This is a genomic window from Syntrophomonas sp. UBA1041 (assembly GCF_002316705.1).
Classification (GTDB): Bacteria; Bacillota; Syntrophomonadia; order Syntrophomonadales; family Syntrophomonadaceae; genus DTU019.
Window position 1 is genome coordinate 1,252 of record NZ_DCEA01000010.1, and the last position, 21,428, is coordinate 22,679.

The 21,428-nt window shown below is 49.8% G+C and carries 25 protein-coding genes; 23 read left to right on the forward strand and 2 right to left on the reverse strand.

All coding sequences use genetic code 11. The features are described from left to right. Positions 1 to 216 (forward strand): arginase family protein (locus B2633_RS01825; RefSeq protein WP_483168837.1); only part of this gene is annotated, 216 nt, incomplete at its 5' end. A 24-nt stretch (positions 217 to 240) separates the two neighbouring features. Here the strand turns inward: B2633_RS01825 and B2633_RS01830 are convergent. Then, positions 241 to 855, reverse strand: coding sequence for a hypothetical protein (locus B2633_RS01830; RefSeq protein WP_483168838.1), 615 nt, complete (start codon positions 853 to 855; stop codon positions 241 to 243). An 87-nt stretch (positions 856 to 942) separates the two neighbouring features. Here B2633_RS01830 and B2633_RS01835 point away from each other — a divergent pair, with 87 nt between their 5' ends. Continuing rightward, positions 943 to 1,128: a hypothetical protein gene (locus tag B2633_RS01835; RefSeq protein ID WP_483168839.1), complete on the forward strand. Its 186-nt coding sequence runs from the start codon at positions 943 to 945 to the stop codon at positions 1,126 to 1,128. A 39-nt stretch (positions 1,129 to 1,167) separates the two neighbouring features. Here the strand turns inward: B2633_RS01835 and trpS are convergent, their stop codons facing one another. After that, positions 1,168 to 2,199, reverse strand: a complete 1,032-nt coding sequence (gene trpS, locus B2633_RS01840) for a tryptophan--tRNA ligase (protein ID WP_483168904.1) — start codon at positions 2,197 to 2,199, stop codon at positions 1,168 to 1,170. Between the two features lie 486 nt (positions 2,200 to 2,685). Between trpS and B2633_RS01845 the strand changes: the two genes are divergently transcribed. The 21 genes from B2633_RS01845 to B2633_RS01945 all read left to right on the forward strand — a co-directional run bounded on the left by B2633_RS01845 (position 2,686) and on the right by B2633_RS01945 (position 21,366). Then, entirely contained in the window at positions 2,686 to 3,108 is a 423-nt protein-coding gene (locus B2633_RS01845; RefSeq protein ID WP_483168840.1) for a MarR family winged helix-turn-helix transcriptional regulator, read from the forward strand. Between the two features lie 320 nt (positions 3,109 to 3,428). Next, positions 3,429 to 3,812: an adenosylmethionine decarboxylase gene (speD, locus tag B2633_RS01850; RefSeq protein ID WP_481040448.1), complete on the forward strand. Its 384-nt coding sequence runs from the start codon at positions 3,429 to 3,431 to the stop codon at positions 3,810 to 3,812. Between the two features lie 299 nt (positions 3,813 to 4,111). Further along, complete coding sequence (locus B2633_RS01855) at positions 4,112 to 4,846, forward strand: polyprenyl synthetase family protein (RefSeq protein ID WP_483168841.1); 735 nt, start codon at positions 4,112 to 4,114, stop codon at positions 4,844 to 4,846. Positions 4,847 to 4,991: 145 nt separating this feature from the next. Continuing rightward, the gene (locus tag B2633_RS01860) at positions 4,992 to 5,831 is read left to right on the forward strand and encodes a UbiA-like polyprenyltransferase (RefSeq protein WP_483168905.1); all 840 of its coding nucleotides are present in this window, start codon (positions 4,992 to 4,994) and stop codon (positions 5,829 to 5,831) included. 55 nt (positions 5,832 to 5,886) lie between these two features. Continuing rightward, positions 5,887 to 6,480, forward strand: a complete 594-nt coding sequence (locus tag B2633_RS01865) for a UbiX family flavin prenyltransferase (protein WP_481040444.1) — start codon at positions 5,887 to 5,889, stop codon at positions 6,478 to 6,480. An 89-nt stretch (positions 6,481 to 6,569) separates the two neighbouring features. After that, on the forward strand, positions 6,570 to 7,538 hold the full coding sequence (locus B2633_RS01870) for a polyprenyl synthetase family protein (RefSeq protein WP_483168842.1): 969 nt from the start codon (positions 6,570 to 6,572) through the stop codon (positions 7,536 to 7,538). A gap of 18 nt (positions 7,539 to 7,556) precedes the next feature. After that, positions 7,557 to 8,339 carry a twin-arginine translocase subunit TatC gene (gene tatC / locus B2633_RS01875; RefSeq protein ID WP_483168843.1) on the forward strand — a complete coding sequence of 261 codons (783 nt, stop codon included), beginning with the start codon at positions 7,557 to 7,559 and terminating at the stop codon, positions 8,337 to 8,339. A 163-nt stretch (positions 8,340 to 8,502) separates the two neighbouring features. Then, positions 8,503 to 8,691, forward strand: a complete 189-nt coding sequence (locus B2633_RS01880; protein WP_483168844.1) for a twin-arginine translocase TatA/TatE family subunit — start codon at positions 8,503 to 8,505, stop codon at positions 8,689 to 8,691. Positions 8,692 to 8,730: 39 nt separating this feature from the next. Then, positions 8,731 to 9,372 carry a precorrin-2 dehydrogenase/sirohydrochlorin ferrochelatase family protein gene (locus tag B2633_RS01885; protein WP_483168845.1) on the forward strand — a complete coding sequence of 214 codons (642 nt, stop codon included), beginning with the start codon at positions 8,731 to 8,733 and terminating at the stop codon, positions 9,370 to 9,372. Next, positions 9,360 to 10,661: a glutamyl-tRNA reductase gene (gene hemA / locus B2633_RS01890; protein ID WP_483168846.1), complete on the forward strand. Its 1,302-nt coding sequence runs from the start codon at positions 9,360 to 9,362 to the stop codon at positions 10,659 to 10,661. Before B2633_RS01885 ends, hemA begins: the two co-directional genes overlap by 13 nt. After that, on the forward strand, positions 10,630 to 11,565 hold the full coding sequence (hemC, locus tag B2633_RS01895; protein WP_483168847.1) for a hydroxymethylbilane synthase: 936 nt from the start codon (positions 10,630 to 10,632) through the stop codon (positions 11,563 to 11,565). Before hemA ends, hemC begins: the two co-directional genes overlap by 32 nt. Further along, positions 11,562 to 13,106 (forward strand): uroporphyrinogen-III C-methyltransferase, encoded by a 1,545-nt coding sequence (gene cobA / locus B2633_RS01900; protein ID WP_483168848.1) that lies wholly within the window; start codon positions 11,562 to 11,564, stop codon positions 13,104 to 13,106. Before hemC ends, cobA begins: the two co-directional genes overlap by 4 nt. Further along, a complete protein-coding gene (locus B2633_RS01905) occupies positions 13,103 to 14,281 on the forward strand; it encodes a radical SAM protein (protein WP_481040428.1) in 1,179 nt (392 codons plus the stop codon). Before cobA ends, B2633_RS01905 begins: the two co-directional genes overlap by 4 nt. Positions 14,282 to 14,333: 52 nt before the next feature. Beyond that, a complete protein-coding gene (gene hemB / locus B2633_RS01910; RefSeq protein WP_483168849.1) occupies positions 14,334 to 15,311 on the forward strand; it encodes a porphobilinogen synthase in 978 nt (325 codons plus the stop codon). Between the two features lie 31 nt (positions 15,312 to 15,342). Continuing rightward, on the forward strand, positions 15,343 to 16,338 hold the full coding sequence (gene nirJ2 / locus B2633_RS01915) for a putative heme d1 biosynthesis radical SAM protein NirJ2 (protein ID WP_483168850.1): 996 nt from the start codon (positions 15,343 to 15,345) through the stop codon (positions 16,336 to 16,338). Position 16,339: 1 nt separating this feature from the next. After that, complete coding sequence (gene ahbA, locus B2633_RS01920; protein ID WP_483168852.1) at positions 16,340 to 16,810, forward strand: siroheme decarboxylase subunit alpha; 471 nt, start codon at positions 16,340 to 16,342, stop codon at positions 16,808 to 16,810. Between the two features lie 4 nt (positions 16,811 to 16,814). After that, positions 16,815 to 17,306 (forward strand): siroheme decarboxylase subunit beta, encoded by a 492-nt coding sequence (gene ahbB, locus B2633_RS01925; RefSeq protein ID WP_483168853.1) that lies wholly within the window; start codon positions 16,815 to 16,817, stop codon positions 17,304 to 17,306. 2 nt (positions 17,307 to 17,308) lie between these two features. Continuing rightward, positions 17,309 to 18,592, forward strand: a complete 1,284-nt coding sequence (gene hemL / locus B2633_RS01930; RefSeq protein WP_483168854.1) for a glutamate-1-semialdehyde 2,1-aminomutase — start codon at positions 17,309 to 17,311, stop codon at positions 18,590 to 18,592. Continuing rightward, positions 18,589 to 19,374 (forward strand): CheR family methyltransferase, encoded by a 786-nt coding sequence (locus B2633_RS01935; RefSeq protein ID WP_483168855.1) that lies wholly within the window; start codon positions 18,589 to 18,591, stop codon positions 19,372 to 19,374. Before hemL ends, B2633_RS01935 begins: the two co-directional genes overlap by 4 nt. Before the next feature lie 248 nt (positions 19,375 to 19,622). Next, on the forward strand, positions 19,623 to 20,375 hold the full coding sequence (locus B2633_RS01940) for an electron transfer flavoprotein subunit beta/FixA family protein (protein ID WP_481040414.1): 753 nt from the start codon (positions 19,623 to 19,625) through the stop codon (positions 20,373 to 20,375). Between the two features lie 37 nt (positions 20,376 to 20,412). Next, a complete protein-coding gene (locus B2633_RS01945) occupies positions 20,413 to 21,366 on the forward strand; it encodes an electron transfer flavoprotein subunit alpha/FixB family protein (RefSeq protein ID WP_483168856.1) in 954 nt (317 codons plus the stop codon). The last annotated feature ends 62 nt before the right edge of the window (positions 21,367 to 21,428 follow it).

Below are 21,428 nucleotides of genomic sequence, written 5' to 3' on the forward strand. Positions count from 1 at the left end.
GATATAGATGTGCTGGATCCGGCTTTCGCGCCGGGCACCGGCACACCGGAACCCGGTGGTTTTTCATCCCGGGAACTGCTGCGGGTATTGCACTCTCTGGCTGAATTAGACGTGGTGGGTTTTGATCTGGTGGAGGTTGCTCCCCCCTATGAAAAAGGAGACAACACCTCCATATTGGGGGCCAAGATTATCAGGGAGGCATTACTGGCCTTCTAAAAATGCCTTTGTTCGGGAAATTAGTTAGTACATAGTTAAGCGGGAAGGGTACACATAGATGAGATCGCTGTCACCGACCCGCTTAAATGTCAATAATTCTTCAAGCAGATCAAAAATCGGCTCCAGGTCTTCTTCAGCGGGTTCATCCTCTCCCGGCACTTCTACGCGGAACACCGTAACTGCAACCTCAGCCCAATTCAATAGCTTCAATTCCTCCAGACCTTCGCCCAGGAATTCAAGCTCTTCCATCGGTATGGAAAAAGGAGCCCTGCTCTTGCTCTTGATATGCAACTCCATCAACGCGATCAGCTGTTTAAGGCGGCTTTCCTGGTCAGGATCTATGAGATATTGGAAGAGAATATCATATAAGTTCTGCACTACGATGATAGAGGTTACCGTCGGCAAGCGCAGATGCTTATCTTGTTTTACCAGTGTCAATCTGAATTCCTTAACGGCCTGCATGTCTTCACTCCCTAAAATGTCGATTATGTCGATTATAAATAATTGTACCTGTAAAGGATGACTTGTACAATGCCACCCGCTGTTGAACCGGGCTTCTGATGCCGGACTAAAACCCTTAAACCCATACTGCCGGGGTTTTGCAAGACTGTTCAGGGTTGTAACCCCGGGCTTTATCATTTATCTTGAAGAAAAAGGTCAGCGCAAGCGAGGATGGTTCTTGCCTTGCGCAAGGTCCAATTCTCAATAAATCGGGAGGCCTGAATTTTGAACAAAAGCAGATCACGCCGGAGAAAGTATGAAGACTATTTGCAAAGCGAAGCTTTCAAAAAGGTCAACCGGCAGCGATGGCAATACAATATGATCGGTCTGCTGGTTTTGCTGCTCATCTTTATACTGGCTACTGATGCCGGCGGCTGCGCCCGCTGGCTGGGCAGTCTGCTGGGAAAATGACCCCGGGTCCGCTGACTTTTTTAACTGCCGGTAATAACCTCAGCTGCCCTCAGATTGATCCGGACAGGCCGGGGGAAATTCATGCTTAAAATAATCGATTTTCATGGCGTCTCTGACTTCCGACATGGTCTCACGGGCTACCTGATGAGCTTTGGCGGTGCCAGTCAGCAGAATGTCTTTTACTTCGTCAGGGCGGGCTTCATAATAACTTCTGGTTTCACGCATCGGATCGAGAAGCCGGTTTATTACCGCGGCCAGATTCTTTTTGCAGGCTACACATCCAATTTTGCCCTGACGGCAATCCGATTCTATGGCTGCAACCTCGGCAGGATTGAAAACGCGGTGATATTCAAAAACCGTGCAAATCTCAGGATGCCCCGGATCGGTCTTGCGTATACGGGCTGGATCGGTGACCGCATTCCTTACCTTTTCTTGCACCACCTCAGGCTTATCCGACAAATAGACGGCATTATTCAGGCTTTTGCTCATCTTATTTTTGCCATCCAGACCTACCAGGCGAGGGGTGGCGCCAATCAGGGCCTCCGGTTCTACCAGTACCGGCTGGTAAATATCGTTAAAACGACGTACGATCTTGCGGGCCAGTTCAATATGCGGGATCTGGTCCTCGCCAACCGGCACCAGATGAGCTTTAAAAATACTGATGTCAGCAGCCTGACTGAGCGGATAACCTAGGAATCCATAGGTCATGTCCTTAAAACCATGCTGGGCGGCTTCACTCTTAACTGTGGGATTGTGGCGCAAAACATTGACCGAGGTAAACATGGAGTAATACATGGTCAATTCGTGAATCTCCGGGATCATGCTCTGTAAGAATATAGTGGCCAGTCCGGGGTCCAACCCTGCCGCCAGGTAGTCCAGAGTAATATCGTAAATATCCCTGGCGAGGTTTTCATCTTTTTCCCAGTGAGTGGTCAAGGCTTGAACATCGGCAATTATAATGAAACTTTCATAATCATGTTGAAGTTTCACCCGGTTGGCTAAACTGCCCACATAATGACCGAGATGCAGTTTTCCTGTCGGACGGTCGCCGGTTAAGATACGCTTTTTCATAACAGTCATAGTCATACCCCCTACTACACGATTTTTCCCAATATAAAAACCCCCATACCCCAAGGGACGGAGGCTTTTGGGTCTTGCCCTTGTTGCTCCCCGGGCCTGCTAAATTTCCTTCGCAGGGAAAACCGGCCCACCTCTTTTATGTGGTTCTTCAGCCGGGCAACTCCTGAATCCTATTGGGGAGGGGCCCGTTTTCAAAAAGTCTGAGCTGATTTGGACCATCATCCCCGCCAATGCTCTTTCGCAGGTTAATCGTTTACGATGCTAATAAGATAGCACGAAGCGTGGTCTACTTCAAGGCATTTTCTAACCAATAAAAAGCCGCAGCCGGCAACAGTCAGCAAATAATGGTGAGATAACGGCAAATCTGCTGTTTTGAAGAGGAATTGCTTGTTTTATAAACATACATGCTTTTATAATATGGTATAAAGTGGTTCAGAAAGAGAGAGACCATTTGCACGTGAAGAGAGGAGTAATCTCATGAATGGTTTGAATGCCTTTATCGGTTTCAACCTGCGGGCTACTATGAAAAAGATCGATAAACACTTGGGTAGCCGGCTGGAGGAGTTCGGGATCACTATCCCCCAGAGCTTTATCCTTTTTTGTTTACAGGAGGAGAACGGCATCACCTTAAAAGAAATCGGCAGCCGGACCCTCATTGACAGTTCTTCCATGACGGTTCTGGTTGACAAACTGGAGAAAGATGAACTGGTGGAAAGACGTCTTGATCCCCAGGATCGGCGTGCCATCAGGGTGTTTATTACCGAAAAGGGTGCCGAAGTGGCGGCTCAGATTGTGGAGATAAAATATGAATTCAACGCTTTGCTCTATGACTTGCTGGGGGAAGGCAATCAAAAGGAATTTATTCACGCTATAAACAACCTCATGCATGGACTGGATTGATGTAGAATAATAGAGTGGTCTTTACCAGCCATTTTCAGGTGTCCTACTTTTAGTAGCATAACAATAAACTAAAAATACATAAAGAATATTTATATATTATACCAGGATAAATACTTTTAAAAATTAGAGCATATTATAGTAATTGAATAGTATTTTTGGCTCAGAGGATGTTATCGAGCAATAGGGCATATTTTCCTGGAATATAACATTATTTTTATTGACAATGCACAAAATTATGCTAAAATTCTACATGTGCGTTTTAACGACTACATTAAGGAGGTTTGGGAGCACAAAAATAAATTAAAAGGGAGGCGACATGATTGCAGTCTTTAGGGCGACATGTACTAGCCGAAGTATATGGCTGTCAATTTGAAGTATTGAATGATATCGCTCAAGTGGAAGATATCATGATAAATGCTGCTTTGGAGGCTGGAGCTGAAGTGAGAGAGGTTGTTTTTCACAAGTTTAGCCCGCAAGGAGTCAGTGGAGTCGTTGTTATTTCAGAGTCGCACCTGGCAATTCATACCTGGCCGGAGTTGGGATATGCAGCAGTAGATGTATTTACCTGCGGCGAATCGGTTAACCCCTGGGATGCCTGTAACTACCTGGCTGAGAAATTTGGGGCTACCCATGTAACGGCATCAGAAGTGAAGCGGGGAACGGTTCAGAGCCAGAAGAAGGAGCGCCTGGTGGTAAATATTTAGGAGGGATACTATTTTAGTAGACCGATGTAAGTTAAACGTTAGCGCTCAATCAACCTGAAAGGCCTTACTTGACACCAGTACAAGTAAGGCCTTGTTTTATGCTGAAGTAAAATTCGGACTGTTAAAGCCGCATATTTTCTATATAATTAATAGCAGATAATAAGAAAGAGCCACATCTAACAGGAAATAATTGCGAAGACGTATTTCCCCGACGATGGTTTAGAATATAATCAGACAGATATATATGAATAAATTGATAAAGATAATCAAACGCATAAGGGTTAGTGGGGGGACTTATGGTGGAACGTGAGATTAGACAAGATTTGGACGAGGTCAACCGGGTAGTACAAAAACGGCTATTGCCGTGGTGGAATGCTATCCAGGCCTATGTCGATCAGGCGGCTCAGGAGAACACCTGGGATCAACTGTCCCGGGCAGTCTTGGCGGTGTATCGTGACTTGGGCCATCAACGAGAATATTCCGTAAAAATGGCGGCTGTATTCAAGATGACCTACCTGGCCAGCTTTATTCATGAATTGGTGGGGGATGATGAAGAAGGCCAGGTATATGATCAGAACATGCAGTTTTCCATCTTGATAGGAGACTATATATTCGGATGCATATTAAAGATGCTGGTGGAGATTGGCGCTGATCATCTTTTGGACGTGTTCTCAAATACCATTGGACAAATGAACGAGGGGATGGTCATGAAGCATAAGCTTCAGACCGCGCCTGAGCAGGTAGTGGCCAAAACCAGGGCCTCGCTCTACCAGGCCGCCTTTTTGACCGCCGCACGTTTGAAGGATATAGCGCCGGATGCCGTTATGTGGTATGCACGGTTGGGATTCCATGTCGGTATGGCTTTGGAAGGGCAAGCCCCGCAGGGCTTTATATCTGAAACCATTAAGATCCACTGTAACAAGAGCCAGGAGTTGTTTCACTACATCAATCAGGGATCAATGTTGAGCGGCACTGCCTTGGAACTGCTCATCCAGGATTACCTCAACGGCCATTTGGCCCGGGCAGCGATTTAAACGATTTGCATATAGAGCGCATTGATAAATGCGACATTGGCCTGCTGGCCAGCAGGCCTTTTATCATGCCAATCAGCGGGACGGTGTTATCTCCCCGGTGATATCCGGGCATTTCTGTAACAGGAGATCTGTACCTTTGAACAAAATGGTTAAATTCTTAAAGATGATTGACTTCGGCCATACCTTATTTGGCTTGCCGTTTGCATATCTGGGGTCGTTTTTGGCGATTTCAGGGATTCCCAGTCCGGGGCAATTGGGCTGGATTACTCTGGCTATGATCAGCGCACGTACCTCTGCTTTGTGCCTCAACCGTATCATAGACCGCCATCTGGATCAGGCCAATCCCCGCACCGCCCATTGGGTGATGGCTTCGGGACAGCTTCCGCTCAGCCTGGTTTGGGGGGCGGTGGTAGTCGGTCTGATATTGCTCTTTCTAGCTGCTTCCCAACTCAATCCTTTATGTGTTAAACTAGCCCCGCTCGCTGTACTGGTATTATGGGGATATTCCTACACTAAACGCTTTACCTGGTGGTGCCATGTTGTTCTCGGCCTGGCCATAGGGATGGGACCGGTTGGCGCCTGGATGGCTGTAACCGGGCGTTTGGACTGGCAGCCCATCCTGTTGAGCCTGGCGGTAGCCTGCTGGGTGGCCGGGTTTGACATCACTTATGCCTGCCAGGATATAGAGTTCGATCGCAAACACGGGCTATATTCAGTCCCAGCCCGCTTTGGCATCAAAGGCGCATTTCGCTTTTCTGAAGTACTGCACCTATTGATGGTCTTATTTTTGATCGCCGGCGGGTTGGCATTGAGTCTGGGGGGATGGTACTATATTGGGGTAGCTATTGCGGCCATAATCCTGCTTTATGAACACAAGATAGTCACTCCCGAAAATATGAGCCGCGTTAATTTCGCATCCTTTAAAATCAATCGCTATGTGGGTCTGTTGATCTTTATGACTACCCTGGCAGATATATTAAGCTGATTGCGGGAAGTATGTAAACGATTGTGGAACTCAAAATCCTGTATGGGGGTGCTCCATGAAGAGATTTACGGTCGGGTTGACCGGGGCCAGCGGGGTTATTTACGGTATTGTCCTGATCAGGGAATTGCTGGCCGCAGGGGGAGAGGTTCATGTGATCGTAAGCCGGGCGGCTGAGATGGTCATGGAAGAGGAGCGAGGCTTGATGCCGGAAGAAACTGCGGCTCAAGCCCTGGAGGCTCTGCGCTCCTCATGCCCCAGACTGTTTTTTTACGACAACGATAATATCGCGGCGCCAATGGCCAGTGGTTCTTATATAAATGATGCCATGGTTATTATGCCCTGCACTATGGCTACCCTGTCGGCGCTGGCCCATGGCAGTGCCAGCAGTCTGATGGAACGGGCCGCTGATGTCATGCTGAAAGAAAACCGCTTACTGGTTGTGGTGCCCCGGGAAACGCCATTAAACAAAATTCATATAAAAAATATGCTCATGCTGGCAGAGGCGGGTGCTCAAATTGTGCCGGCCATGCCTGCCTTTTACCATCATCCTGAGGGAATACAGGATATGGTGCACTTTATGGTGGGCAAGGTAATGGATATATTGCAACTGCCTCACCAGTTGTTTAGGCGCTATGACCAGCCCAAATAGTATCGCACATAGAATACAGAATTCGATTCGGTTGGAAACAGTCGAATGAAGGATTATAATGATTTTAATTGACAGATGCGGGGGGACATATGGGACCCAATGAATTCTTTGCCCCGGTTGCTGATGAACTGAAAATAGTGGAAAGCAGCCTGGAGAACAACATCAACACCACATTAGCGGTATTGCAAGATGCTTCAACCCACCTCATTAAGGCTGGCGGCAAGCGGCTTCGCCCTGCGTTTGCCCTACTGGCCGCTAGGGTTTTTGTGGACGAGCTGGAGGACATTATTCCGCTGGCAGTGGCCCTGGAATTAACTCACATGGCTACACTGGTGCACGATGATGTGATCGATGATTCCAAAACCCGGCGGGGCACTGATACTGTTAAACGGCTGTGGGGCAACCGCCTCTCCATAAACGCCGGCAATTTTATTTTTTCACGCTCACTGGCTCTGGTGGCGGCTTATCAGCGCTGCGATATGATCAGCATTCTGGCCGACACCAGCATGAAAATATGCGAAGGCGAAATCATTCAGATGTTGAGCGCTTACAATACTGAGGTGGGCTTGAAAAATTACCTGCGGCGCATCGAGCGGAAAACCGCCTTGCTGATTTCCGTGAGCTGCCAGTTAGGGGCCTTGCTCACGCCGGCCAGCAACCGGGAAGTAACCGCTTTTCAAAAATACGGCTATTATTTGGGAATGGCCTTTCAGGTGACAGATGACATATTGGATTTTGTCGCTACTGAAGAGGTGTTGGGGAAGCCGACCGGCAGTGATGTGAGGCAGGGCATTATTACTCTTCCGACCATTTACGCTTTGCGTTTCAGCCCCCATCGCCAGGAATTGCATCAATGGTTGTCGTCTCCTGAGGAGTGCACGCAAAGGGCTGATACTATACTCGATCTGGTCATCGATGCGGGGGGGATCGATTACGCTTATTACGCCGCCCAATATTACGCGGAAAAAGCCAAACGTCAGCTGCAATTTCTTCCCAGGACACAGATAACAGAAAATCTGGGGAATATGGCTGATTTTATCTCTATCCGAGATTATTAAGTAAGGGGTGTTACACCAGTGGCCTTTTTCAATTTTGGTGATATGACTGTAGAGGAGAAGCAAACCTTTATTACTCATATGGAAGAGCTGCGCCGGGCCATTATAATCAGTGTAACCGCGATTGTCGTCGGCGCTTGTGTGGCTTTTTATTACAATGAGGCTATTCTGGCCGTCATCGTATCGCCCTTGAGTGCGTTGCAAGAGACTTTGATCGTGACCAGCGTTACCGAGGCTTTCTTTGTCAAAATCAAACTGGCCTTATATGCGGGCTTTGTATTGGCATTCCCGATTGTGGTCTGGGCTGTGTGGCGTTTTATCAAGCCGGGATTGTATCCGCATGAACGCAAATATGTTTATATATTGCTGCCGGTTACGGTATTGTTGTTTGCCGGCGGGGTTTTATTCGCTTATTTTGGCATACTGCCCCTGGTATTGAATTTCTTCATTTATATAGCCGGGGAAAACCTGGAAACGTTTTTCAAAATTGATCAGTATGTATCCTTTGTAACTGCATTCACTATCCCCTTCGGGCTGGTTTTCGAACTGCCCGTTCTGGTGTTCTTCCTGACAAAAATTGGTGTAATCAAGCCTGACTGGATGGCTAAAAACCGCAAATATGCACTGTTGGCGATTGTGGTGATAGCAGCCGCTTTGACCCCCGGACCCGATCCCATTTCTCAATTGATGATGGCTGTTCCGGTTTATTTTCTTTATGAGGTCAGTATATGGGTCTCAAGGTGGGCTGCCAAGGGCAGGACACGCCAGTCGGAAATAGGAGGCGATGACGGCCAGGCAACGTAACCCTGACAAGTACAAGCCGCGAAGAATCCCGTTAAGCCGTAACGGCGGGCTGTTCTGCTTTACAAAATATCGCCCTTTTGTCATAATAGCACTATATATGGGGCGTAAGGCGGAAAGGTCTGCACAATTGAGCGGCTCATTTTGAGCGAAGGAGCGAAGAATCTTGTTTGCATTCTTGCCATTTAATGTTGGTCCGTGGGAGTTAATTCTTATTCTGGTTATATTACTGATTATTGTTGGGCCGGGTAAACTGCCGCAAGTAGGGCAGTCTTTGGGCAAAGCCCTGCAGAACTTCAGGAAATCAAAAGACGAAGAGTTTGAAGAGGAGAATGAAGATAAACCCAATAAATAACAATCCCGGTCTTAATCACCGTTGAACGATGGAGTTTTTATGAAACACCTGTTCCCCATATGCCTTAATATGCAAGACAAGCTCTGTCTGGTGGTAGGCGGCGGTGCGGTTGCCGAACGCAAGATAAGAGCCCTGTTGGAGCATGGAGCCAGGGTCAGGGTGGTCAGCAATGCCATCACCGCTCAGATTGAACAATGGCAGCGGGAAGACCTGGCGCAAATTTTAATACGCGGCTTTCAAGAGGAAGACCTGAAGGGTGTCTTCCTGGTTTTTATCGCCACCAATGACAGACAGGTCAACTGCGAGGTCAGTCAACTCTGCCGCCAAAAAGGGATTCTGGCCAATGTGGTGGATGATCCGGAACAATGTGATTTTTTGGTGCCGGCCATTGTGCGGCGCAATTCACTGACCTTCGCTGTTTCTACAGAGGGGAAGAGTCCGGCCTATGCTCGTAAACTGCGCCGCGAACTGGAAGAAATAATCACACCTGCGCATGGCGAATTTGTCGACCTGTTGGGCGAAGCCCGGGTCTACCTGCAAAGCCATGTACCTGACATAAAAAAAAGAAAACAAATATTGGAGTCTCTGGTTTACTCGGATATACTTAACCTGATTCAAGTGGGGGAGAAAGATAAAGCGAAGGAGAAGATTAGGCAATGTATGTCCTTTTGGCAGGATTAAATCACCGCACGGCGCCGGTTGAAGTGAGGGAAAAACTGGCATTTTCAGCACCGGTCATGGAAAAAGCATATCATCATCTGAAACAGAGTGCTGAAATTGAAGGCGCCGTGATTCTGGCTACCTGCAATCGTACTGAGGTTTATGCCACAACCCGCAATATCGCTGATGGCACAGCTGTGCTCAATCAGTTCTTAGAGGAATTTTCCGGATTTCCATATCATGAATTGCAGGGCTATTTATACCAGCCTACCTGTTATGATGCCATTTCCCATATTTTCAGGGTTTCTTCCGGCCTGGATTCGATGATTTTGGGTGAAGCACAAATTCTTGCCCAGGTCAAGGACGCCTATCAAACCGCTATGGAAAAAGGGGCTTCTGACGGGGTTTTAAACGCTCTGTTTCAGAAGGCCATTTTTGTGGGCAAAAAAACCCGGACCGAAACCGGTATAGATCATCATCCGGTATCAGTCAGTTATGCCGCGGTTGAATTAGCCCGCCAGCATTTTGATTCCCTGGAGGATAAAACCGTTCTGGTGGTAGGCGCCGGTGAAATGAGCGAACTGGCCACCCGCTATTTGATGGTCAATGGCGTAAAATCAGTGATTGTATCCAATCGCTCCTTTGATCGTGCCCAATTGATGGCCCAGAGTTTCAACGGCCGGGCGGTCCGCTTTGATCAACTGCCCGATGAATTATATAAAGCAGACATAGTGATCAGCTGCACGGCAGCCAATCATTACGTGATCAGAGCGGACAATTGCGGCGGGCAGTTGGCGGCCCGCCAGGGCAAAGAAATGATTATCATCGACATCGCTGTGCCCAGAGATGTCGATCCCGTATTGGGCCAGGTGCAGGGGGTTCATATATTTGACATCGATGATCTTCAGAATGTAGTGGACAGCAACTACCTGCAGCGTCAGAAGGCCGCCCGACAGGCTGAACAGATTATTGCCGAGGAATTGGAAAAATTCAACGAATGGCTGGCCGGTTTATATGTTGTTCCGGTTATTACTGCTCTCAAGCAGCGAGCCGAAACGATCAAGGAACAGGAATTGAAAAAGGCTTTCAACCGCCTGGGCAAGGTATCTGACCATGAACAAAAGGTGATAGTTTCTATGGCCCACACCATTATAAACCAGTTGCTGCATAATCCTATTGTTGGCTTGAAGGAAATGGCGGTCAGCAATGAGGGACATCTCTATGCGGAGGTTGCCAAGAAGCTGTTTGGGCTGCAGGTTAATATGGGGGAACAAGCCGATGAGCAAACTGAGGTTGGGAACAAGGGGTAGTAAACTGGCCCTTTGGCAGGCTAATCATGCTGCCGACCTGCTGCGCCGGGCTGTGCCCGGGCTTGAGGTGACCATAGAGGTTATCAAGACACAGGGCGACAAAATCCTGGATGTATCCCTATCCAAGATAGGGGACAAAGGGCTTTTTACCAAAGAAATAGAGCTGGCATTGCTTAATAATAAGGTGGATCTGGCGGTTCATAGCATGAAGGATCTGCCTTCTGTTCTCGAACCGGGTCTTTGCATAGGTGCGGTTTTATCCCGTGAAAACCCGCAGGATGTATTGCTTTCGCGGCATGCCGGCGGTTTTGCCGAGCTTCCCCGGGGCGCCCGGGTAGGGACTTCCAGCTTGAGAAGAATCGCGCAGATTAAAGCCAGCAGGCCCGACCTGATTATCGTGGATCTGCGGGGCAATGTGGATACGCGCATCAGGAAGATGCAAAAGGAAGGCCTGGATGCCATCGTTCTGGCCTATGCCGGAGTGAAGCGGCTTGGTTACGAAGATCTGATCACTGAAATCCTGCCCTGCGACTTGTTGCTGCCTGCGGTAGGCCAGGGCGCCATCGGGGTAGAGATCAGGGCAGGGGATAACGAGACCGCCGGGATTTTGGCCTTAATTGATCATGAACCCACCAGGTTGGGGGTCCTGGCTGAACGCTCCTTTTTACGAACGCTGGAAGGGGGATGCCAAATTCCTATCGGAGCGCTTGCGGAAATTACAGGAGAGGGTTTGAATCTGTCAGGCATAGTGGCTTCTCTGGATGGTACCGTCAAATATCAAGGAGCTTTGCAGGGCAAGCCTGAGGAAGCAGAAGAAATCGGGCTCAGTTTGGCCAATCAGCTTTTGTCCCGTGGCGCCGGTCAAGTCTTGACAGAAATTCGCAGATTAGGGGATAAGAAATGAACAAAGGCTTGGTTTATTTAATAGGAGCAGGCCCTGGAGATCCGGGTCTGTTGACCATTAAGGCCCGAAAGGTATTGGAGGAGGCCGATGTGGTTGTATACGACCGCCTGGTGGGGGCGGAGATCCTCGCCATGGCCAATCCCCAGGCAGAATTTATCTATGTCGGCAAAATTTCAGGCCGACACGCCCTCCCCCAGGAAGAGATTAATAGATTGCTGGTGGAAAAAGCTGCCAGAGGCCAAAAAGTTGCCCGGCTCAAAGGCGGGGATCCCTTTTTATATGGCAGGGGCGGAGAAGAGGCGGTTTTTGTCAGAGAACACGGCCTGGAATTCGAAATCATTCCGGGAATCACTTCCGCCATTGCGGTGCCGGCTTATGCCGGTATACCGGTGACTCACCGCGATGCCACCTCCAGTTTTGCGGTTATCACCGGGCATGAAAAGCCTGAAAAAACCAGGAGTTCCATTCACTGGGACAAGATCAGTACTGGCATCGGGACCCTGGTGTTCTTGATGGGGGTTGAGAATCTGCCTACGATTTGCCACGAACTGATAAGCCATGGCCGATCCCCCCAGACTCCCATTGCCCTGGTCAGATGGGGGACACTCCCTCAACAAGAGGTCTTAACCGGCACCCTGGAGAATATTGTCGGGAAGGTTGAGGCTGCACAATTCAAACCTCCGGCTGTCATTATAGTAGGAGAAGTGGTTGAGCTCAGGGAGCAGCTCCAATGGATTGAGAGCAAACCACTGTGGGGGAAACGGGTCATTGTCACCCGGGCCCGGGCTCAAGCCAGCGCGTTGGTCGATAAGATACGCCAGGCAGGCGGTCAGGCCATTGAGTGCCCCAGTATCATCATCCAGAAGGAAGTCGACCGGGAGGCTTTGCATGCTGCTTTTAAAAACCTGGAGTATTACGATTGGCTGGTTTTTACCAGTGTCAACGGGGTGGATATCTTCCTGGAAGAGATGTTTCAACACGGCCTGGACATCCGCGATCTGAAAGGCATCAGGCTGGTATCTATCGGTCCTGCGACCAGAAAAAGGCTGGAGGAACACGGGTTGAGAGTGGAGATCATGCCCCCGGAATATCAGGCTGAAGGCATACTCGACCAGCTGCAAAAGAGCATAACCCCTGGTCAATGGGTGCTTTTGCCCCGGGCCATTGGAGCCAGGAATGTACTGCCGGATACCCTCAAAAACTGGGGGGTATATATGCACGAAATCAGTCTTTACCGGGCTGTGGCAGCACAGACAGCAGGCCAGGGCTTAATTGAAGAAATGCTGAACGGGGATTTTGATTATCTAACATTTACAAGTTCATCAACAGTAACTAATTTCGTTAAAATGATAGGTGAGGACAACGTATCACGTATTGACCCATTGGTTAAAGTGGCCTGCATCGGACCGATTACAGCCGGAACAGCAAGGGATATGGGCTTCACCGTTGATGTGACGGCCCGGGAGTACACCATAGAAGGACTGGTGCAGGCTGTGGTCAAGGACGCTCATAGCGCCACGGGAGAGGAGAGAGTGCAGTGATAGGATGCACCAAACTATTATGCGGTCAAGCGACCGTATCAGACGCGATTAAACATAGAGGGCAGGAGGGTGATATACCGCCGCAACTGTTGCAGTTCTCCGCTACCAACCGCCCCCTGGTGGTATGGAATATGACCAACCGCTGCAATCTGAAGTGCCTGCATTGTTATATCAATGCCGAAGACAGGAAATACCAGGATGAGCTTAGCACTGAAGAAGCGGAGGCGTTTATCCGTGACCTGGCAGGCATGAAGGTGCCGGTTTTGCTGTTTTCCGGCGGAGAACCCCTCTTGCGCAAGGATATCTATCAGTTGGGGAGCCTGGCCGCCGAGTTGGGATTAAGGCCGGTAATATCCACCAACGGCACTTTGATCGATGCAGCGGCGGCGGCAAATATTAAAGCCGCAGGATTTCAATATGTGGGCATCAGCATAGATGGGGGGCCTGAGACCCATGATCACTTCAGAAGCATACCCGGAGCCTTTGAAATGGCTTTAAGGGGCATACGTACCTGCCTGGATCACGGTATAAAAACTGGCATACGCTTCACGGTAAACAAATATAATCAAGAGGATTTACCGGTAATTTTTGATCTGATAGAAAAGGAAGGTATCCCCCGGTTCTGTATGTACCATCTGGTTTATGCCGGGCGCGGCGCCGAAATGGCTGACATGGACACCAGCATCGAAGAGAAAGAGGCCATCCTCAATTATGTGTGTCAAAAGACTCTGGAGTTGGCGGCTAAAGGAATAGAAACCGAGATCCTGACTACGGATAACCATGCTGACGGAATATATCTCTTAAATAAAATAAAGGCTGAAAATCCTGAACGGGCCGCCGAGGTCATTCAATTGCTGGAAATGCATGGCGGATGTTCTGCGGGGACCAAGTTTGCCAATGTGGATCCGCGCGGGAATGTCCACCCCTGCCAATTCTGGCAGGATTATACCGTAGGCAATGTGCGGGAGAAGCCTTTTAGCGAGATCTGGACTTCAGATGACGCCTTGATGGTCAAACTCCGGGAAAAGCAGCTTCATGTTACCGGCAGTTGCGGAGAATGCCAGTACAAGCAACTGTGCGGGGGATGTCGTATACGCGCCAGGGCAGTGAAGGGCGATCTCTGGGCAGAAGATCCGGCCTGCTACCTCTCGGCTGAAGAGCGCAAGAGCAAATAAACGCCATTTGGCCAGCCTTTTTTGGCCAAATCATACAGTGAGGTGACTTAATATGCACTTTCCCACCAGTAGATTAAGAAGGCTTCGCAACCACGCTGTGTTGCGGGATATGGTCGCGGAAACCAGATTATCCATAAAAGAGCTGATCTACCCGCTGTTTGTTCATTATGGCCAGGGTATACGCAATCCCATTGCCTCCATGCCCGGCGTTTTTCAGCTCTCGGTAGACCAGCTGGCGGCTGAGATCAAGGAGATTGACAGCCTGGGGATACCTGCAGTCCTGTTGTTCGGAATCCCGGAGTACAAGGACAGCTGCGGCAGCAGTGCCTATAGTGATGAAGGTGCTGTGCAAGAGGCTATTAAGTTTATTAAAGATACCTGTCCGCAGCTGCAGGTCATTACCGATGTATGCATGTGCGAATATACCGACCATGGCCATTGCGGGGTGATCGGCGGTGACGGCATGGTGGACAATGATGCCACGCTGGAGTTGCTGGCTTTAGAAGCCCTTTCTCATGTCAGGGCGGGTTGTGACCTGGTGGCGCCCTCAGATATGATGGATGGCAGAATAGGCTTCATCAGACAGCGCCTGGATGAGGCTGGTTATTCCCACATTCCCATTATGTCTTATGCTGCCAAATATGCTTCCGCATTCTATGGGCCTTTTCGCGAAGCTGCCGGTTCAACTCCGCAATTCGGAGACCGCCGCACTCATCAAATGGATCCCGCCAACGTCGGCGAGGCCTTGCGCGAAGTGTACCTGGATGTGGAGGAAGGGGCCGATATCGTTATGGTCAAGCCGGCCTTGCCTTATTTGGATGTAATCAGAGCGGTAAAAGAGCGGTTCGGCCTGCCCACCGCGGCATATAACGTAAGTGGTGAATTTGCCATGATCAAGGCTGCTGCTGCCAATGGATGGATCGATGAAGAGCGGGTGATGATGGAGGTTCTGACTTCCATCAAAAGAGCCGGCGCCGATTTAACCATAACCTATTTTGCCAAAGATGCCGCCCGACTCCTCAATCGATAGGAGGTGAACAGACAGGCTTCTGTCTGTAATTATGCTGGTTTCGTGGAATACTACCAATCAGTGCAATCTATACTGTGAACACTGCTACCGGGATGCCGGAAACGTAATGCAGGCCGAATTGGACAGCGGCGAAGCCCGGCAATTGATTAAAGATATCAAAAAGGCCGGTTTCAAAATTATGATTTTCAGCGGCGGAGAGCCCCTGATGCGTCCGGATATTTATGAATTAATCAGTTTCGCATCCTCCCAGGGCCTGCGTGCGGTATTGGGATCAAATGGCACCTTGATTGATGCCCGGACTGCCCGCATGCTTAAGGAATCTGGCATTATGGCCGCAGGCATCAGCTTGGACAGCCTGGATGAAAGCAAGCATGATGCGTTCCGTGGTCTGGCGCGCGCCTCTGAAATGACCATGGAGGGCATAAAGCATCTTAAGGAAGCCGGGATCCCTTTTCAAATTCACACCACCGTGATGGACTGGAACTCCAGCGAATTGGAAGCCATCACTGACCTGGCAATAGGAATAGGGGCCATAGCCCATCATGTATTTTTCCTGGTTCCAACCGGGCGCGGCGCCGATATCGAACAGGAGGCGCTGCGGGTGGCCGAATATGAAAAGACCATCGCCCGCTTGATGAATAAACAGAAAACGGTTCCAATTGAAATTAAGCCTACTTGTGCGCCCCAGTTCATCAGGGTTGCCGACAAAAAAGGCATTCCCATGCGCTTTAGCCGGGGGTGTCTGGCCGGCATCAGCTACTGCATTATCAATCCCCGCGGGGACGTGCAGCCCTGTGCCTATCTGGATATGCCTTTGGGCAATGTGAGAGAAACGCCTTTTGATGTGATATGGCGGGAAAACCCAATGTTTAACGCCCTGCGTACCCTCGAATACGAAGGAAAATGCGGGCAATGCGATTATAAAGAGCGCTGCGGCGGATGCCGGGCCCGGGCTTATTACTATAGCGGCGGCAACTATATGGCAGAAGACCAGTGGTGTCTGTATAAAGCCCCTGAAAGGCAATGATATGGGTAGTCTTACTGTTCTGGACAAAAAATTGCTGGATATTTTACAGAACCGCTTTCCCCTCAGCGCGACTCCTTTTCAAGACCTGGCCGAAGAACTGGGCTTAGCTGAAGAGGAAGTCGTGGAGAATGTGCGGCATTTGATAGAAGAGGGTGTTATCCGGCGGATCGGGGCCATAATCGACGGCAGGACGATAGGATATCACTCCACCCTCTGTGCTTGCCAGGTCCCCCCCGGGGAGCTGGAGGCGGTGGCGGCAGCAGTCAGCGCCCTAAAAGGGGTAACCCATAATTACCAGCGTGATCACCGCTATAATCTATGGTTTACCCTTAGCGCACCATCCGCCCAGGCAAGCGAACAATTGTTAACCGAATTGGAAGAACAAACCGGGGTGAAAATGGTTGCCATGCCGGCGACCCGCCTCTACAAAATAGACGCCCGTTTCGAAATGAGTGATGATGTTGACAAATAGGCTTTTGACCAAACAAGTGGTGGACTTTATACAGGGGAAAATCGACCCGGTGCATCGGCCCTTCGCCGCTTTAGCGGCAGAGCTGGATTGCAGTGAAGCCGAAATCGTCGGGATCATCTCCGACTTAAAAAAACGCGGTATTATCCGCCGCTTCGGGGCGGTTTTGCGGCATCAACAGGCCGGGTATATATGCAATGCCATGGTAGCCTGGCAGGCCCCTGAAGGGCGCCAAGACGAATTAGGGGAAAAAATGGCGGCTTATTCTCAGGTGAGCCACTGTTATCTGCGTCAGGTTCCCGGGGACTTTCCCTATCAGCTTTTTACCATGATACACGCCCGCAGTGAAGAGGAACTTCAGGATGTGGTCAAGGCCATCGTCACAGCCACTGACATTCACAATTACCAGGTTCTGCATAGTGTCCGGGAGTTCAAAAAGGTGAGTATGCATTATGAAGTTGAGGAATGGCTGGCGGCGGGTTATAAGGAGGAAGGTTAATTATGCGGGGCGCTTCAAAACAGCTCTTTTCCCAGGCGCAAAGCCTGATTCCCGGCGGCGTCAACAGCCCGGTCAGGGCTTTTAAGGCTGTAGGTACCGATCCGGTATTTATAGACAGAGCCAAAGGCTGCCAGGTTGTTGACGTGGATGGCAACAGCTATATAGATTACGTTTGCTCCTGGGGGCCTCTCATACTGGGGCATGCTCATCCCGAAGTCCTGGCAGCCATTAACCAAAGTGCCCTGAAGGGCACCAGTTATGGCGCCCCCTGCCGGCAGGAGGTGGAAATGGCTTTGATGATATGTGAGGCATTTCCTTCTATAGACAAAGTGCGTATGGTCAATTCAGGGACTGAAGCTACTATGAGCGCCATACGCCTGGCCCGGGCTTTCACCGGCAGAAGCAAGGTTATTAAGTTTGAGGGCTGCTACCACGGCCATGCCGATGCCTTTTTGATTAAAGCCGGCTCGGGGCTGTTGACCTCAGGCGTTCCTACCAGCCCCGGTATTCCTCAGGAATTGGCGGCTTATACCCTGATCGCACAGTATAACGATTTACAGTCGGTCCAGATCCTGTTCGAAGAGCATTTTAATGACATTGCCGCCGTAATTGTAGAACCGGTAGCCGGGAATATGGGTTTAGTGCTGCCTGACCCGCAGTTTCTGCAGGGTTTGCGCGCCATTACCGATCAGTATGGCAGCCTGTTGATATTTGATGAAGTCATCACCGGATTCCGGCTGACCTATGGCGGTTATCAGAATATTGTCGGAATTAAACCGGATTTAACAACGCTGGGCAAGATCATCGGTGGAGGGCTGCCGGTAGGGGCTTACGGCGGGCGCCGGGAAATCATGGATCTGGTTGCGCCTCAAGGACCAGTCTATCAGGCCGGCACCCTGTCGGGCAATCCCCTGGCTATGGCCGCAGGGGCGGCTACCCTGCGTATCCTGAAAGACGGTGCTATCTACGAGCGATTGGACCAGCGGTGCGAAAGACTGGTCCAGGGACTGGTCAACGCATTTGCAGATGCCGGGGAAAAGATTGGTATAAATCGTATCGGTTCTATGTTTTCGGTTTTCTTTACCGGGCAAAAAGTCAATAGTTACAAGGCGGTGATGAGCTGCGACACCGAGCGCTATGCCGCTTATTTCCGCGCCATGCTGCAGTTGGGGGTATATTTTCCGCCGGCACAGTTTGAAGTCAGTTTTGTGTCCCTGGCCCATGAGGAAGAAGATATTGACAGTACTGTTGCCCGGACCCGTTTAGCCCTGGAAACACTGCCTTGAAGAGGATAAATCGCCATGATTGGGAATGGTTTGTAAGGCAATTTGAGGGCATCAGCAAAATAAACCTCACTGCTTATAAACGCCCGCAAATGGAACGCCGTATCAACAGCTTCATGCGCACTAACGGCCTTGCGGATTATGGCGGTCTGGTGGAAAAACTGCAGGCTGATAAAGAGCTGTACAAGAAATTTTTGGAACACCTCACTATCAACGTATCCGAGTTTTTTCGTAATCCCGTGCATTGGAGGGTGATGGAAGATACCATTATTCCCATATTGATTAAGCAGCGCAGTCAGCTTAAGATATGGAGTGCAGGCTGTTCAACCGGGGAAGAGCCATATTCATTGGCTATAATGGCCCGCGAAAAAAACTATGATGTGCGGGAATCCATCCTGGCCACTGATTTGGATGCAGAAGTCCTGGACAGGGCAGCAGAGGGGGTGTACCATAATCGTGTGGTGCGGGAGGTCCCCGAGCGGATCCTGAAGAGTTACTTTGAGGAAGAAAACGGGGTTTACAGGGTCAGGCCGCAGATCAAGAAGTTGGTGAGGTTTAAGCAGCATGATCTTTTAAAAGACCCTTTCCCCCGGGACTATGACTTAATCCTGTGCCGCAATGTGGTAATTTATTTTACCGAGGAGACCAAGCAGGAACTTTATGGAAGGTTTGCCCAAGCCTTAAGGGCAGGCGGCATACTATTTATCGGCAGTACCGAACAGATTTTCAATGGTCGGGAACTGGGGCTTAAATCGCTTTCAACCTTTTTTTACCAGAAAAGTTGATGATCTATGTTATAAAAAAGTTGCCATTCATTTCAAAAAAGCAGGAAATGTAAGGCTGGTATCGAAGTTATAATACTGACTATCTATATATTATTTTATTCCCTAAACAAGTTTGGCGGTAAATTTGCCGTAGGCAAGCAGAATAAATATATGCAGTTGTCATGGGGGTGGTGGCTGATTACTCAACATGGGAAAGTCCGTTATGCTTTTGTTGACCAATTATCATCAGACGAAAAGGAGGAATGAACTTGAAGGTTCTGGTTTGTGTTAAGCAGACATTTGACACTGAGGCAAAAATCGAGTTGAAGGATGGCAAGATCTCTGATGCGGGGATCAATCTCATCATCAATCCTTATGATGAGGTTGCCGTAGAAGGCGGCATCCAGCTGAAGGAAAAAGGCATTGCGAAAGAGATCGTGGTGGTTTCTGCCGGTTCAGACAAAGCCATGGACGCAATCCGCACCGCTCTGGCCATGGGCGCAGACCGGGGCATCCTGGTGAAACAGGATACTGCCGCTGACGAATACGCCCGGGCATGTGCATTGGCTGCAGTGATTAAAGGAGAATCTCCCGACATCATTCTGGCAGGCCATGTAGCAGCTGACGATGGATCATCCCAAGTACCGACTCGTGTTGCAGAGATTCTAGGTATGCCGCATGTAAACGTCATTACCGCAGTCGACATTGCCGGCGGCAAAGCAACCTGCACCAGTGAGGCTGATGGCGGCACCCAGGTTACCGAAGTGAGCTTGCCCGCAGTTATTTCCAGCCAGGTAAGCTGGAACGAGCCTCGTTATCCTTCTATGAAGGGCATCATGGCAGCCAAGAAAAAACCGGTCTCCACTGTGGATGCCGCAGCTGTTGCCAACAAGGTCTCGATCGTCAGCGTTTCTTTACCGCCTGCAAAACAAGCCGGCATAAAGATCGAAGACGAAGCCGCAGTCACTGGCGCCAAGCTGGCTGATTGGATGCTGAACACTGTTAAGGTCGAAGTAAAATAGGTGCCTTGCAAGGCTTATTAATAAAGGAGGGTAATTGATGGCAGGAACATGGGTTATTGTAGAACAAAAGGGCGGCAGTATTCGTAAAGTCACTTATGAAATGCTGTCTGAAGCCAAAAAATGGGGCGACGAAGTAAGCGCAATCGTATTTGGCCAGGGTGTCGAGGCATTGGCTCCCGAATTTGCCAAATTCGGCGCCGATAAAGTATATGTTGTGGAAGGCGACGTATTCGCCAATTACAATACCGGTGCTTATGTAGCCCAGCTGGCTGCTATGATCAATGAGTATCAGCCTAATGCGATCATGTTTGCTCATACCTTCAACGGCAGAGACTTCGCATCCCGGTTGGCACAGAAGTTGGATGCCGGGCTGGCCACTGACGTGATCAAGGCCAATGTGGGCGCAGGCAAAGGCGTATTCACCAGATCCATATATGCCGGTAAAGCTCTGGCCGAGGTGGAAGTAGCCACCGTTCCGGTATTGGCGACTATCCGCGCCGGGGTCATGGAACTGGCTGAATCAGCCGGAGCAGGTGCGGTGGTTAAACCCGCTATCGCTGCAAGCGCCGCTGATGTCTATCAGGTTGTAAAGGATTTCATTCCTGCCGTTTCGGCCCGACCGGATCTTACTGAAGCTGACGTGGTTATATCCGGCGGACGCGGATGCAAAGGCCCCGACGGCATTCAACTGGTTGAAAAACTGGCTGACATGCTGGGTGCTGCAGTAGGCGGCAGCCGCGCATCCATTGACTCAGGATGGCTGGGTCACGAACTCCAGGTAGGTCAAACCGGCAAAGTGGTCAATCCCAACCTGTACATTGCCTGTGGTATTTCAGGTGCTATTCAGCACTTAGCTGGCATGTCTTCCTCCAAGTACATCGCTTGCATCAATACTGACACAGAAGCTCCCATTTTCAACGTATCCGATTTTGGCGTAGTGGGCGACCTGTTCAAAGTCATTCCGGTTGTATGCGGTGAGATAAAGAAATAACCTGGATCCCGGGGAAAAGGGCTTATTCTGGATATACCTACGGGTATATCCAGTTAATCCCG